At 40.5% G+C, this 15,299-nt stretch carries 17 protein-coding genes and 1 pseudogene; 2 read left to right on the forward strand and 16 right to left on the reverse strand.

What is annotated here, in order from left to right; genetic code table 11:
* The first annotated feature begins 31 nt into the window (after positions 1-31).
* A complete protein-coding gene (locus HMPREF2701_RS10665; protein WP_083281728.1) occupies positions 32-229 on the forward strand; it encodes a ferredoxin in 198 nt (65 codons plus the stop codon).
* A 57-nt stretch (positions 230-286) separates the two neighbouring features.
* On the opposite strand, the pseudogene HMPREF2701_RS10670 reads toward HMPREF2701_RS10665, so the two are convergent.
* From HMPREF2701_RS10670 to HMPREF2701_RS04665, 8 genes and pseudogenes are all read right to left on the reverse strand, one after another.
* Positions 287-383 (reverse strand): annotated as a pseudogene (locus tag HMPREF2701_RS10670) (group 2 glycosyl transferase); the annotation flags it as partial.
* A 44-nt stretch (positions 384-427) separates the two neighbouring features.
* Positions 428-1,072, reverse strand: coding sequence for a hypothetical protein (locus tag HMPREF2701_RS04635; protein WP_061590354.1), 645 nt, complete (start codon positions 1,070-1,072; stop codon positions 428-430).
* 147 nt (positions 1,073-1,219) lie between these two features.
* Positions 1,220-2,173: a glycosyltransferase family 2 protein gene (locus HMPREF2701_RS11685; RefSeq protein ID WP_061590371.1), complete on the reverse strand. Its 954-nt coding sequence runs from the start codon at positions 2,171-2,173 to the stop codon at positions 1,220-1,222.
* A gap of 1 nt (position 2,174) precedes the next feature.
* Positions 2,175-3,194, reverse strand: a complete 1,020-nt coding sequence (galE, locus tag HMPREF2701_RS04645) for a UDP-glucose 4-epimerase GalE (RefSeq protein WP_001156556.1) — start codon at positions 3,192-3,194, stop codon at positions 2,175-2,177.
* Between the two features lie 102 nt (positions 3,195-3,296).
* The gene (locus HMPREF2701_RS04650; RefSeq protein ID WP_070482284.1) at positions 3,297-4,400 is read right to left on the reverse strand and encodes an NAD(P)/FAD-dependent oxidoreductase; all 1,104 of its coding nucleotides are present in this window, start codon (positions 4,398-4,400) and stop codon (positions 3,297-3,299) included.
* A 16-nt stretch (positions 4,401-4,416) separates the two neighbouring features.
* The gene (locus HMPREF2701_RS04655; protein ID WP_070482286.1) at positions 4,417-5,214 is read right to left on the reverse strand and encodes a Nif3-like dinuclear metal center hexameric protein; all 798 of its coding nucleotides are present in this window, start codon (positions 5,212-5,214) and stop codon (positions 4,417-4,419) included.
* Complete coding sequence (locus HMPREF2701_RS04660; protein ID WP_070482288.1) at positions 5,201-5,878, reverse strand: tRNA (adenine(22)-N(1))-methyltransferase; 678 nt, start codon at positions 5,876-5,878, stop codon at positions 5,201-5,203. Before HMPREF2701_RS04660 ends, HMPREF2701_RS04655 begins: the two co-directional genes overlap by 14 nt.
* Positions 5,879-5,978: 100 nt before the next feature.
* Entirely contained in the window at positions 5,979-8,315 is a 2,337-nt protein-coding gene (locus tag HMPREF2701_RS04665) for a cation-translocating P-type ATPase (protein ID WP_070482322.1), read from the reverse strand.
* A 132-nt stretch (positions 8,316-8,447) separates the two neighbouring features.
* On the opposite strand from HMPREF2701_RS04665, the gene HMPREF2701_RS04670 reads away from it, so the two are divergent.
* Entirely contained in the window at positions 8,448-9,197 is a 750-nt protein-coding gene (locus tag HMPREF2701_RS04670; RefSeq protein WP_070482290.1) for a lysophospholipid acyltransferase family protein, read from the forward strand.
* A 39-nt stretch (positions 9,198-9,236) separates the two neighbouring features.
* Here HMPREF2701_RS04670 and HMPREF2701_RS04675 read toward each other — a convergent pair whose 3' ends face one another.
* From HMPREF2701_RS04675 to HMPREF2701_RS04710, 8 genes are all read right to left on the reverse strand, one after another.
* Positions 9,237-9,929 carry an alpha/beta hydrolase gene (locus tag HMPREF2701_RS04675; RefSeq protein ID WP_049546486.1) on the reverse strand — a complete coding sequence of 231 codons (693 nt, stop codon included), beginning with the start codon at positions 9,927-9,929 and terminating at the stop codon, positions 9,237-9,239.
* A complete protein-coding gene (locus HMPREF2701_RS04680; RefSeq protein WP_070482292.1) occupies positions 9,910-10,920 on the reverse strand; it encodes an ABC transporter substrate-binding protein in 1,011 nt (336 codons plus the stop codon). The genes HMPREF2701_RS04675 and HMPREF2701_RS04680 overlap by 20 nt, the downstream gene beginning before the upstream one ends.
* 19 nt (positions 10,921-10,939) lie before the next feature.
* The gene (locus HMPREF2701_RS04685; RefSeq protein ID WP_070482294.1) at positions 10,940-11,695 is read right to left on the reverse strand and encodes an ABC transporter ATP-binding protein; all 756 of its coding nucleotides are present in this window, start codon (positions 11,693-11,695) and stop codon (positions 10,940-10,942) included.
* 1 nt (position 11,696) lies between these two features.
* On the reverse strand, positions 11,697-12,743 hold the full coding sequence (locus HMPREF2701_RS04690) for a FecCD family ABC transporter permease (RefSeq protein ID WP_070482296.1): 1,047 nt from the start codon (positions 12,741-12,743) through the stop codon (positions 11,697-11,699).
* 226 nt (positions 12,744-12,969) lie between these two features.
* The gene (locus HMPREF2701_RS04695) at positions 12,970-13,584 is read right to left on the reverse strand and encodes a TipC family immunity protein (protein ID WP_061590360.1); all 615 of its coding nucleotides are present in this window, start codon (positions 13,582-13,584) and stop codon (positions 12,970-12,972) included.
* 4 nt (positions 13,585-13,588) lie between these two features.
* Positions 13,589-14,197: a TipC family immunity protein gene (locus HMPREF2701_RS04700; RefSeq protein ID WP_070482298.1), complete on the reverse strand. Its 609-nt coding sequence runs from the start codon at positions 14,195-14,197 to the stop codon at positions 13,589-13,591.
* 4 nt (positions 14,198-14,201) lie between these two features.
* Entirely contained in the window at positions 14,202-14,813 is a 612-nt protein-coding gene (locus tag HMPREF2701_RS04705) for a TipC family immunity protein (protein WP_070482300.1), read from the reverse strand.
* A 4-nt stretch (positions 14,814-14,817) separates the two neighbouring features.
* On the reverse strand, positions 14,818-15,299 hold a 482-nt coding region (locus HMPREF2701_RS04710; RefSeq protein WP_083281729.1), incomplete at its 5' end, for a TipC family immunity protein.

The following is a 15,299-nucleotide window of genomic DNA, read 5'->3' on the forward strand; positions in this document are numbered from 1 at the left end:
TTTTTTTTACTTTTCTTATTACAATATAAATATGAAAATCACACTTATACCTGAACGTTGCATTGCCTGTGGGCTTTGTCAAACTTATTCTGAATTATTTGATTACCACGATAATGGAATCGTGCGTTTTTACGATGACCCTAACCAACTAGAAAAGGAAATTTCTCCTAGTCAGGACGTCGTAGAGGCTGTTAGAAACTGTCCGACACGTGCCTTGATTAAAGATTAACTCTAATATCGACAAGATCGTTCCACTCCTTCTAGTTTAGCATATTTCCATGCAAAATTATAGTCTTTTCTCTTTATTTTTTTCTGTAAAATCAGGAAGGTCACTTTTTTCTTTGACGAGATAAAGTGGTCTTTTTTGGGGTTTCTAAGTAAATCTAACTGTAACTTATAATCTAAATTTTTCAATGAGAATAGACTATTACCATTCTATTTCCTTTACTTTCTTTACAAATTCGTCCCACTCTTGTATACAATCTTTGGATAAACATATATCCGTATAATTGAACGATAAATCTTTAATATTCTTCCACCAATCAAAAGAATTTCCCTCTTTTTCTGATTCTATTCTTTTGTTAACCATTTCAATAATTGTGTTATCTATCTCTTCCCTGTCATCTAAACTTAGAAATCTCCATTCAATTCCATTTGTATAAATTACTTTTTTATACCATAAAAGGTCTCCAATAAGTTGTCCCATCTCTCTAGTTAAATGTTCAAAGCTGTTCGATAAGGTTGATTTGATTTTTTCCTCTGTAATTAAAGGATACTTTAAATTCTTAACTTCCACGCACCCTCGAAGTTTCTTCCATTCTTTAATTTTTATACTTTTTCTAGATTTGCTTTCATAAGTCTTATCTAAAATAACTATATCAGGAAAATTACTTAGACCATAATATATTTGTCCCATATTACTCTTTCTTCTTCCGAAAACATATCTTTTTGATAAACTGTCTTTTAAAGTGGGCTTAATTATATCAGCAACTATAGGATACAATTCAGCTTCTACATAATTTTGTTTCTCAATAAGTTCAATTTCTTCAGTATAATCCTTTTTACTTAGCATAAAATAATACTCCTAATTTTTTTATTAAGTCACTACAATTGAAATTTAGTCTACATAGATTCTTTAAATCATTTCAAATCCCTAATCCTTTTAAAAATCACCCAAACTCCGAACTAAAAGAATTACAAATAACAAAAAGTGACAATGTCAGATAAATTCTATCTTTTTTAGCCTATCATCACTTTTTTCTTTGATAAGGTAAAGTGGTCTTTTTTTGGTCTCTAGATAAATCTTACTGATATACTTGCCGAGAATCCCAATGGTCAAGAGTTGAATCCCACCAAGGAAGAGAATAACAGCCATCAGAGAGGTCCAACCTGATGTCGGATTGCCCAAAATGAGGGTCCGAACCACAACAAAAAAGGTCATAAGAAGAGAAATAAAACAAGATAGGAGACCTGCCACAAAGGCGATAATCAAGGGAAAATCTGAAAAATTAACAATCCCTTCAATGGAGTAGAAAAAGAGTTGCCTAAAACTCCAACTGGTATTGCCAGCCTGCCTTTCGACATTTGGATAGTCCAGATAGTGGGTTTTAAAGCCGACCCAGGCAAAGAGTCCCTTCGAAAAGCGATTGGACTCAGTCAAGCTTAAAATGGCATCCACTACAGATCTTCTCATCATGCGAAAATCACGGACACCTGACGGCAAGGCTACTGGACTAATTTTTTTCATGAAGCCATAAAAGAGATCAGCACAGAAACTGCGAAAGAAGGGTTCTCCCGCCCGACTAGTTCTCCGTGTTCCTACACAGTCTAAATCTGCATTTTGGTCTAGTAAGTTTTTCATCTCAAGCAACATACTAGGAGGATCTTGGAGGTCTGCATCCATCACCACCACCAAATCTCCTGTCGCATATTGCAAGCCTGCATAGAGGGCTGCTTCTTTGCCAAAATTTCGTGAGAAAGAAAGATAATGAACTGCCGGATTTTGCTCCCGATAGGTCTTTAAGAGTTCCAAGGTTCCATCACTTGATCCATCGTCGATAAAGACATACTCGATTTCTGTTTCCAAATCTGGAAGTAAAGCTTCCAAAGCCTGATAAAAAAGAGGAAGTACTTCCTCTTCGTTTAAACAGGGGACAATGATTGACATCACCATCTTAGTCTTCGAATCCATTTGGATGCTTACTTTGCCAACGCCATGCGTCTTCACACATTTGGGTGATGTCGAGTTCTGCTTCCCAGCCGAGTTCTGCTTTGGCTTTTGCAGGATCTGAATAGCAGGCTGCAATATCCCCTGGGCGACGGTCTACGATGCGGTAAGGAATTGGGCGTCCCACTGCTTTTTCCATATTTTGGATAATTTCAAGAACTGAGTAGCCTTTACCTGTTCCAAGGTTATAAACGTTTAGACCTGAACCTTTTTGAATTTTTTTCAGAGCTGCAACGTGACCTTTAGCCAAATCGACAACGTGGATATAGTCACGAACACCAGTTCCGTCTTCCGTATCATAATCGTCTCCAAACACTTGCACTTGCTCTAATTTTCCAACGGCTACTTGCGTCACATATGGCAAAAGATTGTTTGGAATACCGTTTGGATTTTCTCCTAAATCACCACTCTCATGCGCTCCGATTGGGTTAAAGTAACGAAGCAAGACCACATTCCATTCTGAGTCTGCCTTGTAGATATCTGTCAAAATTTCCTCAAGCATGAGTTTGGTGCGGCCATATGGGTTGGTCACTGAAAGTGGGAAATCTTCCAAGATTGGCACTGTATGAGGATCTCCGTAAACTGTCGCAGAAGAACTGAAAATGATGTTTTTACAGTTGTTTTCTTCCATGACCTTCAAAAGACTAACAGTTCCAGCGATATTGTTGTCATAGTAGGCAAGAGGAATACGTGTTGATTCGCCGACAGCCTTCAAGCCAGCAAAGTGAATGACACCAGTTGGTTCTTCTTGCTTGAAAATGTCACGAAGAGTATCTGTATCACGGATATCTGCCTCATAGAAAGGCACTTCAACTCCTGTAATTCTTTCAACAACTTCTAAACTTTTTCGATTGCTGTTGACAAGGTTATCCACCACAACAACCTGATGACCTGCTTGGATTAACTCAATAACTGTGTGGGTTCCGATAAAACCTGCTCCACCCGTCACCAAAATCTTTTCTTGCATCTTTTTTCCTCGATTCTCGGATTATTTTTTCTTATTTTACCATTTTTGATAGGGAATGTCATTTGCCATCCTAGGGGGTAGGATAAAATTTCAGTAAAATTCTTATTCGCTTTTTACTCGTTTGACATAGTTTTCAATTGGGTAGTTTAGAGGGTCCAAGGTCAACTCCTTGCCTTGGATAAGTTGGGCTAGATGGTAACCAATGATAGGACCAGTTGTGAGGCCTGATGAACCTAGACCACTAGCCGCATAGACACCTTCTAAATCAGGTACCTGTCCAAAGAAAGGTGAGAAATCACTTGTATAGGCTCGGATTCCTACACGCTCAGCTCTTGAAGTCGCTCTAGCTAAAACTGGATAGTGAGGCAAGGCTGCTTCCTCCATTTGTTTGAGCAAGGTTTCATCTACCGTCAAATCAAATCCCATATCATTTTCATGGGTAGCGCCTAGGGACAATTTCCCACCTGCAAAAGGTATCAAATCCCACTCCCCTTCTGGCATAACAACAGGGTAGGATTCCAGTTCTTGGGCAAGCTGATAATCTCGGAGTTGCCCCTTTTGAGGACGGACATCCACAGCATAACCCAAGGGTTCTAACATGTCCCCCAACCAAGCTACCGTCGCCAAAATAACCTGATCAAATACCTCTTCACCAATCTGGTAACCTGATGCTAAAGGTGTCAGAGTTACTTTCTCTTTGACCAGCTTGACCTGACTGGCTTCTAGTAAACGAGTCACTAAGAGTTGACCATCTACTCTCGCTCCACCAGAAGCATAGAGCAGTTGGTCAAATCCCTGCAAACCAGGGAATAATTCATTTGCTGATGCTTGGTCCAGAATGGCTAATTGCCCTATCAAGGGAGATTCTTCTCTGCGCTGGAGGGCTAGTTCATAGAGTTCTTCCAACTTAGTTTCATCCTTCTTCAGGAGAAAGACTCCCGAACGCTGGTAAAAGTCAATTTCTTGTCCCGACTTCTCTAAATCAGCTAATAAATCCACATAAAAGTCAGCCCCCAAGCGCGCCATTTTGTACCAGGCCTTATTGCGGCGTTTTGAAAACCAAGGACTGATAATTCCTGCTGCGGCCTTGGTAGCCTGACCTTGTCCATGATCAAAGACGGTCACCTCTAGGTCACTTTCTTTAGAGAGGTAGTAGGCAGCTGTTGCACCTACAATCCCTGCTCCGATAATGGCAACTTTTTTCATTATTTTCACTTTCTAACTAGATATGATGGAAAGGATTGGTCGATGCTTGACTAGGTAAGATATCAATAGTCCAGCCTTTTTCCTCTTTCCATTGATTAAGAAGCTCTGCAATTTTTTCTACAAAAAGCACTTCGATATAGTGACCTGGGTCCAAGGCTAGCAAACCATCAGATAACATATCCTGAGCAGTATGGTAATAAATATCACCAGTGATATAGACATCTGCCCCTTTTGCCAAAGCATCCTTATAGAATGACTGCCCGCTTCCACCACAGATGGCCACTCTTGAAATAGGCTTCTGCAAATTAGTCTCTTGATAATGCACCATTCGAAGACTATCTAGGCCAAATACTTGCTTGACATGTTGAGCCAATTCCCCAAATGTCTGAGGCTGAATATTGCCAATACGTCCAATTCCACGTCCAGGACCTGTCTCCTGCAGATAAGTCGTCTCCTCAATGCCTAGCATCTGGCAGAACCAGTCATTGAGGCCATTTTCAACGATGTCAATATTGGTATGGCTGACATAAACTGCGATGTCATGCTTGATGAGATCAATGTAAATCTGATTTTGCGGACGACTAGATACCAAGTCCTTGATAGGACGGAAAATCGGCGCGTGCTTGGCAATAATCAAGTCCACACCCTTTTCAATGGCTTCAGCCACCGTTTCTTCACGAATATCCAGAGTCACCATGACCCTTTGGATATCCTTGTCCAAAGTGCCAATTTGCAGACCACGACTGTCTCCCTCCATGGAAAATTCCTGAGGGCAAAAGGCTTCATACACGTTAATCACTTCACTTGCTAGCATGTAGAACCTCCTTGATGGCTTGAATTTTATCTACTAGAACTTGACGTTCCTCCAGATTTTTTTCTGGGATTTGTCCGAGGGCAAACTCTAGCTTAACAGCTTCTTTTTGCCATTTTTGGACAAAGACTGGACTGATCTCTTTGGACAAGAAAGGTCCAAAGCGAACATCACTGGCTGATAGTTTCATTTGTCCTGCTTTCACCACCAAAATCTCGTAAAACTTGCCAGCCTCTTCTAAGATACTTTCAGCTACAATCTGAAATTCGTTCTCTTGTAGCCAGATACGCAAGTCGTCTTCACGATTATTGGGTTGGAGGATTAAACGTTCTACATTAGCTAACTTGTCCAAGCCTTCTTCTAAAATCCTAGCAATCAAACGACCACCCATGCCAGCAATGGTAATGACCGATACCTGATCTGCCTCTTCAAAGGCTGCCAAGCCATTGGCTAAACGAACCTGGATTTTCTCCTTTAGGCCGTGAGCTTCAACATTTTTGACAGCAGACTGATAAGGTCCCTCCACCACCTCACCTGCAATGGCACTTTTGATTTGGCCTCTTTCGACCAACTCGATAGGCAGATAAGCATGATCACTTCCCACATCTAGCAAAATTGCTCCCTGTGGCACAAAGGAAGCCACTAATTCTAATCTCTTTGAAATCATCTTCTCTCACTTTCCAAACTCTGTTACCTCTTATTATACCACATTTCAGCTGGCAATCTTGTACCTAAAAAGACCGCAATCCACAGATTGCAGCCTTTCTTTATTTTCTGGCTTGATAGCGACTAGTCAGGATGAAAATCACGGTAAAGACCAACATCATGACACCATAAACAGGTAATGTTTGTCCTGTTAAGGTTGAAATTTCAAGCAGTTTTTGAATTCTTGGGAAGAGAGCTGTGGCTAGGAAGCCTCCTACTGACCAAACAATCAAGAGGACACGCCATAGGGTAAATGGCATGCAGGCTCTAAATACAGATAAGAAACCAATTGACCCCAAGAGATAATAGAGTAGAGTTGAAATTTCTAACTCAGACCAACCTTGGCTACTTCCAAATATTTTCACAAAAAGAACGCTGAACACAACCATGAGAGCACTTGGTAGAGCACGAAGCATGGATCTTCTGAGGAAGTTTGGCTCGACAGGCTTGATATTTCTTTCAAAAGTCAGAACGAATGGTGGGAAACCTTCCACAAACTGGTCAATCATGGTAATCTGGATCGGAATGAATGGGAAAATCAAGATCCATTCAGACCGTCCCATAAGAGCACTGGCAATACAGATGACCGCTAACAGGAAGGAATAGATGGTCTTTATCAAGAAAATCGGAGCGATGTGGGCAATGTTATTGACCACACGACGACCTTCAAAGAGAATCTCAGGAACATCATTAAAGTCAGAGTTCAAGAGAACCAGATTGGCAATCTGACGAGTCGCTGGATCTCCCTCAGCCATCACGATAGAGCAATCCGCCTCACGAAGAGCCAGGATATCATTAACTCCATCCCCTGTCATAGCTGTTATATGCCCCGCTTTTTTCAGTGTTTGGATGATGAGTTTCTTTTGATGAGGGGAAACACGTCCGAAAATGGCAGTCTCCTCCGACATAGCAATCAATTCCTCATCCGTGATTTTCGAGCAATCTACATAACTGTCATAGTCTGCAAAACCAGCCTTCTGGGCAATACTGGACACAGTGACTGGATTATCACCAGAGATAATCTTGAGCCCCACTTCCTGAGAACGGAGATAGTCCAGTGTCTCTGCTGCTCCCTCCCGAATGGGGTCCAAGATTTCCAGCAAGGCTAGAGCCTGAATATCAGATGGTTTTTGTGGTTTGTGATGGTCTAATTTCTCCTGACTGAGAGCTAAGACCAAGACACGTGAACCTCTCTCCAAGGCCTCTCTGGCTTCTGGTACTTCAGAGTCCAACAACATCTCAGGCGCCCCTAAGAAAACTGTCCCTAGCCCTTCCAACTCCATAGCCCCCCACTTGCGGTCGCTTGAGAAAGGCAGATTGGAAATCATAGGGTAGGCTACTTCTCCCACAAAACGCTGGCGAATGGCTTGAGCTGTTGGATTTTTATCCTCACTATGGGCCATGTAACTAGTCAGGATACTGGCAATAGCCTCTTCACTATAAGTTTCCGTCAGTGGAAGAACAGCCTCCACCTGCATCTTTCCTTGGGTGATGGTGCCCGTCTTGTCCAAACAGAGCATATCCACGCGCGCCAAGGTCTCAACAGAGTACATCTCCTGCACCAAGACCTTTTTCAAGCCCAACTTAATCACTGCAGTCAAGAGCGAAGTAATGGTCAAAAGGGCAATTCCCTTGGGCAACATTCCCAAAAGGGCTGTCGACGAATTTACAACGGATGACTTGAGGGGCAAGCCTTTTAACATCAAAGCTTCTAACAAGAGAGCCAGACCAAAGGGAATGATAATCTTCCCCGTAAAACCGGCTAACTTATCCAGCGATTTCATGATACGGGAGTTGATTGGTTTCACTGTCTTGGCTTCCAGCATGAGTTTGGCAGCATAGTTGTCAGCTCCGACATGGTGGACTTGAGCCAAAACTGACCCACTGGCTAAGAAACTTCCAGACAAAAGCAAGGCATCAACTTCCTTTTGCACCAAATCACTTTCCCCCGTCAACATGGCTTCATTGACTTCTGCAAATCCTTCTAGAACCAAGGCATCACTAGGAATCTGCTCCCCAGCAGACAAACGAATGACATCTCCTAGCACCAATTCTTCAGGATTCAGAGCTACTTCCTTGCCATCACGAATGGTTTTGACCTTTTCCTTGGTCATGAGATTGAGCTTATCCACCATGTGTTTAGCCCGCAGCTCGGTCACAATACCAGAAAAAGCGTTAAAGCAGATAACAGCAAAAAAGACCAAATTGCTCCAAGCCTGCACAAAGGCAAGGGCCAAAGCAATGGCAAAGTTCAAAGCGTTAAAAAGGGTAAAGACATTTCGTTTAACGATTTGCCAAGTGCTAGTACTGGCCGATGCAGTAAAATCATTGACCAAGCCCTTAGCCTGTCTTTCCTTGACATCTCTTTGGGTTAATCCCATAATCTTATTTTTATCCATAAATTCTATCATATCATTTTTTTTAACAGAATTCTAATCTCACCCCAAATATGCACCTAGTCAAGGGAAAAGTTTGCCAGCCCTCCTTTGATAAGGTATAATAATAACAAGAAAATAATCGAAGGAGATCGCATGTTTTATACTTATTTACGTGGATTGGTTGTCTTGCTCCTATGGTCCATCAATGGCAATGCCCACTATCATAATACTGATAAAATTCCTAATCAAGATGAAAATTATATTTTGGTTGCGCCTCACCGCACTTGGTGGGATCCAGTTTACATGGCCTTTGCGACCAAGCCAAAACAATTTATCTTTATGGCCAAAAAAGAACTCTTTGCCAACCGTATATTTGGTTGGTGGATTCGTATGTGCGGTGCTTTTCCTATCGACCGTGAAAATCCTAGCGCCTCAGCCATCAAATACCCTATCAACGTCCTTAAAAAAAGTGATCGCTCTCTCATCATGTTTCCAAGTGGGAGCCGTCACTCAAACGATGTAAAAGGTGGCGTAGCTCTGATTGCCAAAATGGCCAAGGTCCGTATCATGCCGGTTACCTACACAGGTCCCATGACCTTGAAAGGCTTGGTTAGCCGTGAGCGTGTCGATATGAACTTTGGAAATCCAATCGATATCTCAGATATCAAGAAAATGAATGATGAAGGCATTGAAACAGTCGCCAATCGCATTCAAGCAGAATTCCAACGTTTGGACCAAGAAACGAAACAATGGCACAATGATAAAAAACCAAACCCACTCTGGTGGTTTATCCGCATCCCTGCTCTCATCCTTGCCATTATCCTCGCTATCCTAACCATCATCTTTAGCTTCATCGCAAGCTTTATCTGGAATCCAGATAAGAAAAGAGAAAAACTTAGTTAAATACAACAATCCCTTGGCAAAAGCCAAGGGATAAATCTTTTATTCGATTTTCCATTTTTGAGCCAACCAGCTAGAAAAAGCTAGAAATCGTTCAGCTACTTGTTCATGGTGCCCATAAGGATCAAAGACAAATTGACCGTTCGGATAGCGTTTCTGAAGACTGGTATGGATCTGCTCAGCATAGACTGGTGCTTGAGCCAAGCGATTGCTATGATTGATTCCTTCTGTTTGACCGTTCTGTAAATACAGCAAACAGTCCAAATTTTTCACATTTTCTTCCTTGCAGTAAGTCACAAAATCAGGATACCAAAAGGAACCGCAGATCGAAAAGACACAGGAAACCTTGTCAAAGCTGAAAAGACTGTAGACTGCCGCCAAACCACCTAGTGAGTAGCCTCCATAAGCAAGGCGAGTTTCGTCCAGGCGATAAAGCGACTGCAACTTGTCTAAAAGACCTTCGAACAAATGATCATGATAGACCTTGGCCTGACCTCCAAAATCTGGAGCCCCATCTCTCAGAGCAGATGCCTTCCAGGGAGTGTAATCGTCTAAGCGATTTTTAGAGGTCAAGCCCACTAAAATCACAGATTCGGAAAGGGACGATAGGAAATCCAAGTTTCCATCATTCAATAAAATAGCCGGATAGGTTTGATTGGGGTCGTAGTTAGAAGGAAGGCTGATTTTGACTTGAATTCCTTCCCAATCAAACTCATTATTTATTGATAAAGTCATTGATTTTCTCAAGGGAATCAATCACTGCTGGACCATAATCCATCAACTCATCGTAAGAGATAGTCATGATTTTTTGATTCTTAATAGCAGGAACGCTTTCCAAAACAGCATTTGCCTTCATCAACTCTACTGCTTTTTCATCCAATTTTTTATTGCGGTCACTGGTTACATAGATAATCAATTCAGGATCCATTGACACGAGATTTTCCAAGGTCAAGCCTGATGTCCCCGTAGCAACGTTTGTATAACCAAGTTGGTTCAGCAAACTTTCTTGCAAAGCAGACTTGTAGGCACCGAAGGTTTCATCATTATAAGCAACCATAATCAAAGCCTTTTTCTTTTCACCTTGACTTGCTGGATTTGCTTTCTTAACAGCGTCAATTTTAGTTTGTAATTGGGCTGCGTATTCATTGGCCTTGTCCTGCACATTAAAAATCATTCCAAGATTTTTAACGTCTTCTACAATATTTCCCAAATCTTGCTGAATTGTTGAGAGAGAAGCTTTTTGAGTATAAACTGGGATTTTGTTTTCATTCCAAGTGCTAACTGTCCCCAAGGATTTTTCAGAAAACATCATGTTTCGACCCATCATAGCGTCTGGCTCATAAGAAAGGACTGTCTCTTGTGAGACTGTTTTTTTATCCCCAATTTGAGGAATAGTCGCAATCGCGTCCTTGTATTTGTCCGTCACAGCATTGTCTGGGTTAAGCATGCCAGCAATTTTATCCTTCAACCCCAACTCCAATAAGATTTCAGTGGTTGAAAGATTGTTGGTGATCACTTTTTCAGGTGCCTTGTCAAAGACTTGTTCGACTTCATTCCCTTTCGCGTCATAGGTTTTGACCGTTAGTGGATAAGTCGTCTCTGTGCTCGCCTTTTGACTTGTTTCTGTGCTAGATTGTGTGGTAGCTTTTTCTGTAGTAGTATTGCCACAAGCTGCCATGGTTAGAGTAGCTACTGTTACCAGTAAAATGCTTAGTGTTTTTTTCATCTTGTTTTCCTTTTCATTCTTATAAATAGTGAATCATGGCTTGCTGATCCTCGGTCCAAGTCACCTGACTTTGAACTCCGTATACAGTTTGCAATGACTCAGGGGTGATGGTCTCCTTTGGAGTCCCTTGGTAAAGGATTTCTCCCTCTTTCATCAGATAGAGATAATCCGAATAGCGACAAGCAAGTTGAATATCATGTAGGACAGCTAGAATATTGATATTGAGATTTTTCACAATGGCCAACAAGTCTAGCTGATACTTGATATCCAAGTGATTGGTTGGTTCGTCCAGGAGCAAGAGAGTTGGTTCTTGCGCCAAGGCGCGGGCTAACAAGACTCGCTGTTTCTCTCCCCCTGACAGGGATGAATAGAGACGAGTTTTCTTCTCAAGCATATCCACCTTAACGAGGGCATCTTGAACGAGCGCATAATCCCTTTCCCTTTCCTTCTGTAGAAAAGAGAGGTGGGGAGTTCTTCCCAGCAAGACGATTTCCTCAACTGTACAATCAAACTGCAGTTGGTTAAACTGGGTCACAACTGCCATTTGCTTTGCTGTTTCTTTGAGCGTCCATTGTTCCAGAGGCTTTCCATCTAGGCTTATCAAGCCTTTATCCACCTTTTCCTGACGATAGAGGAGTTTAAGCAAGCTGGTTTTTCCACTTCCATTTGGCCCTAATATCGTGTGAAATTGATTCCCTTCAACCTTAAGAGAGACTCCTTTGAGGATTTTTTTCTCTCCTAGTCCAAAATGGATATCCTGACAAATCAAGTCCATATCAGACCCTCACCTCCCTTCGCCTACCTCCAACAATGTAGATAAAGAAGGGAGCACCTACTAAGGCTGTGAAAATACCAATAGGAAGCTCTGCGTTTGGAATGGTGATACGAGAGAGTACATCTGCCCAGATGACAAAGAGGGCACCCAGCAAGGTTGCAACATGAAAAAGCCTCTTGTAATTCGTTCCTACTAACCCTCGAGCTAAATGTGGAGTAATCAGACCGACAAATCCAATAATCCCACAGGTTGCCACTAAGACTGCTGTTAGCACAGCCACCATGGTCACATAAAGATACCAATAAAAGCGTAAGGGAATCCCCAAAGTTAAAGCAGCCTCATCTCCCATCATCATCGCATTGAAAACACGATACTGAGTAGAGAAAAATAGAAAGGCCATTCCTACTACTATAGTTGGCAGGACCAAGTCTGCCCAGGAAGTCCCAGCGAGCGAGCCCATGGTCCAAAACTTAATGGTCATCACACTGTCCGCATTAGCACCAACTGAGATAATAAAGTTTGAAAAAGCCAGAAAGAGAGCATTGACCACCGTTCCTGATAAAATCAGACTAGAAGTCGTCATCCTTCCCTGCATAGAGGCAATGATGAGGACAGCAATTGTTGCCAAGATAGCTCCAAGAAAAGCTCCAAGGCTAATCATCACTTTTAAACCAAGAATGATGCTCAAGGTTGCCCCTAGAGTTGCACCAGCAGAGATGCCTAAGACATAAGGCTCTGCGATGGGATTGTTCACTGTAGACTGCATCACGCTACCACACATAGAAAGGCCTGCTCCTACTATCAGACCTAACAATACTCGGGGGAATCTCATGTTCCATACAATGGCAAGAGTAGACTTGGAAACCTCTCCTATCTCAAGAGGAAATCCTAACCTACTCAAAATAATCCGATAGGTATCTCCTAGATCAATCGCAACAGATCCCATTGAAACTGCTAGAAAGAGAGAAATCCCTAAAACACCTAGTAAAATACCTAAAAGCAATACAAATTGCAGGTCCTGTCGGCTTCCAGAAAATTTGGAAAGCATGCAAACCTCCTTTGATAGAATCTTAAAAATTTAGAAAATTCTCATGAAAAGTATACCATATTTTCAACAATGGAACAAGATGAGAAAAACAAATATAGTTAGTCTTACAGTGCTAATAATCGTAACCGAAGATTATACTTGAGTATATCGAGGTAAAGTGACAACATAAAAAGCCCTCTGAAAATCAGAGAGCCACCTGTTTATATAATTAGTGAGAATCTTTATGTCACCAATTCTCCCACTGGGTTTCAACCTTCACCTTGCCATAGTTGCTTGGCGAGTATTTACTGTCATAAATGGTACGCCAGTCTTTTAGAACTTTCTGATTGACGATTTCGTCGTAGTAAGAATCCAAGTCCTTAGCAGTGATGCCGTACTGCTCTAGGTAGGATTTTACTTGGGCCTCGTCTTCGATGTATGTTTCCGTATCTGCTTTCTTTAAACCTATATTCACAAATTTTTTTAAAACACGATCCTTACGAGTATAGTTATCCCATATTCTAACTCTAACATTTGGCCCAATTCGTTTTTCAAATGAGATTGAACTTAATTGTGTTTTTGTATCAAAATTAAAACCTATTTCGATTTCAAAATACTCTTCTGGGGTATGGTCTTTATTATAAGTTCCAAATGGATAATATTTAGAATACTCTCCATCACTTGGCCAATCCGGTCTGATTTCAAAGCCATCTATGTTTCTTAAAATATTATTTGATCGATAGGTTTTCTCAGTTTCTTGGTAAATCTCATCAAAAATGTTTTTAGGTTGTTTAGTAAAAAAGTAGAAACAGGATGATATGATTAGTGCAATTAAGGCTATTAGACCTAAAATTTTTTTCATGTTATCACCAATTCTCCCACTGGGTTTCGACTTTCACCTCACCATAGTTGCCTGATGAATACTTGCTGTCATAAATCGAACACCAGTCTTTTAAGACTTTCTGGTTGATGATTTCGTCGTAGTCTTTCTCTAATTCTTCTTTGGAAATATTATTTTTTCTTAAATATTCTCTTACTTTTTCTTCATCATCAATAAATTGACCTGGTTTCCTTGGCTCTTCAAAAATCGCAAGCTCTTTTTTTAGCACTTTCTTTTGCATATTATAGTGTGCAGAATACCATAGGGTAATATTCGAATTAGTCTTTCTTTCAAAAAGAATCAACACCCCCTTTATACCTTTTCCAAAATTAAGGTCAATGGTTATATCACTATAGCCTTTGGGAAGAGTTTCATACTTTCCAAAAGGAGTATAAGATATATTTGGGTCATCACTTGGCCAATCTGGTCTGATTTTAAATCCATCTATATGCCTTAAAATATTATTTGACCGATAGGTTTTCTCCGTCTCCTGATAAATCTCATCAAAAATATTTTTAGGTTGTTTAGGAAAAAAGTAAAAACAAACTGATACAAGTAATACAATTATTGTTAAAACACCTAGTATTTTCTTCATGCTATCACCAATTCTCCCACTGAGTTTCAATCTTGACATCGCCATAATTGCTTGGCGAGTACTTGCTGTCATAAATCGTGCACCAGTCTTTCAAGACTTTCTGGTTGACGATTTCGTCGTAGTAAGAATCCAAATCCTTTGCAGTGATACCGTACTTCTCTAGGTAAGTTTTCACTTGGGCCTCGTCTTCGATATAGCTATCCTCATTTCCTGATAATACTATCTGAATTGACTTTGTGATCATTTTAGTTTTTTGGCTATACTTACTAATCATCCATAACTTCACATCCCCAGATATTTTCTTCTCAAATGAAACAAACAGCTCGTTAGAATAATTTTTGAAATTAAAATCAATAGATATATTATTAAAGTTTTGAGGGTTGCTTTTACTAGTATACAATCCAAATGGATTTTGAGAGATATTAGGATCATCAGTTGGCCAAACTGGTTTAATGTCAAAGCCATCTATATTTCTTAAAATATTATTTGACCGATAGGTCTTCTCCGTTTCTTGGTAAATCTCATCAAAAATATTTTTAGGTTGATGAATAAAAAAGTAGAAACAGGATGATATGATTATCACGAATAAGGCTACTAAACCGAGAATTTTCTTCATGTTATCACCAATTCTCCCACTGGGTTTCGACTTTCACCTCGCCATAGTTGCTTGGTGAGTACTTGCTGTCATAAATAGAACACCAATCTTTCAAGACTTTCTGGTTGACAATTTCGTCGTAGTAAGAATCCAAGTCCTTAGCAGTGATACCGTACTTTTCTAAGTAGGATTTCACCTGAGCTTCGTCTTCGATATAAGTTTCCGTATCTGCTTTCTTTATACCTATTTTTACAAATTTTTTTAAATTGCGTTCTTTATGAGAATATACAGTCCACATTTTTATATTCACGTTGGACTCTATACGTTTTTCAAATGATATCGAACCAATTTCATCTTCAGAATAAAAACTAAACCCAATTCTTAGCTCAAGATAACCTTCCGGAATATTTTTATAATTTCCTGAAGGTGTATACCTTAAAAATTCTCCATCGCTTGGCCAAACTGGTTTAATATCAAACCCATCTATGTTTCTTAAAATATTATTTG

It is taken from the genome of Streptococcus sp. HMSC077D04 (genome assembly GCF_001808785.1).
Taxonomy (GTDB): domain Bacteria; phylum Bacillota; class Bacilli; order Lactobacillales; family Streptococcaceae; genus Streptococcus; species Streptococcus mitis_BX.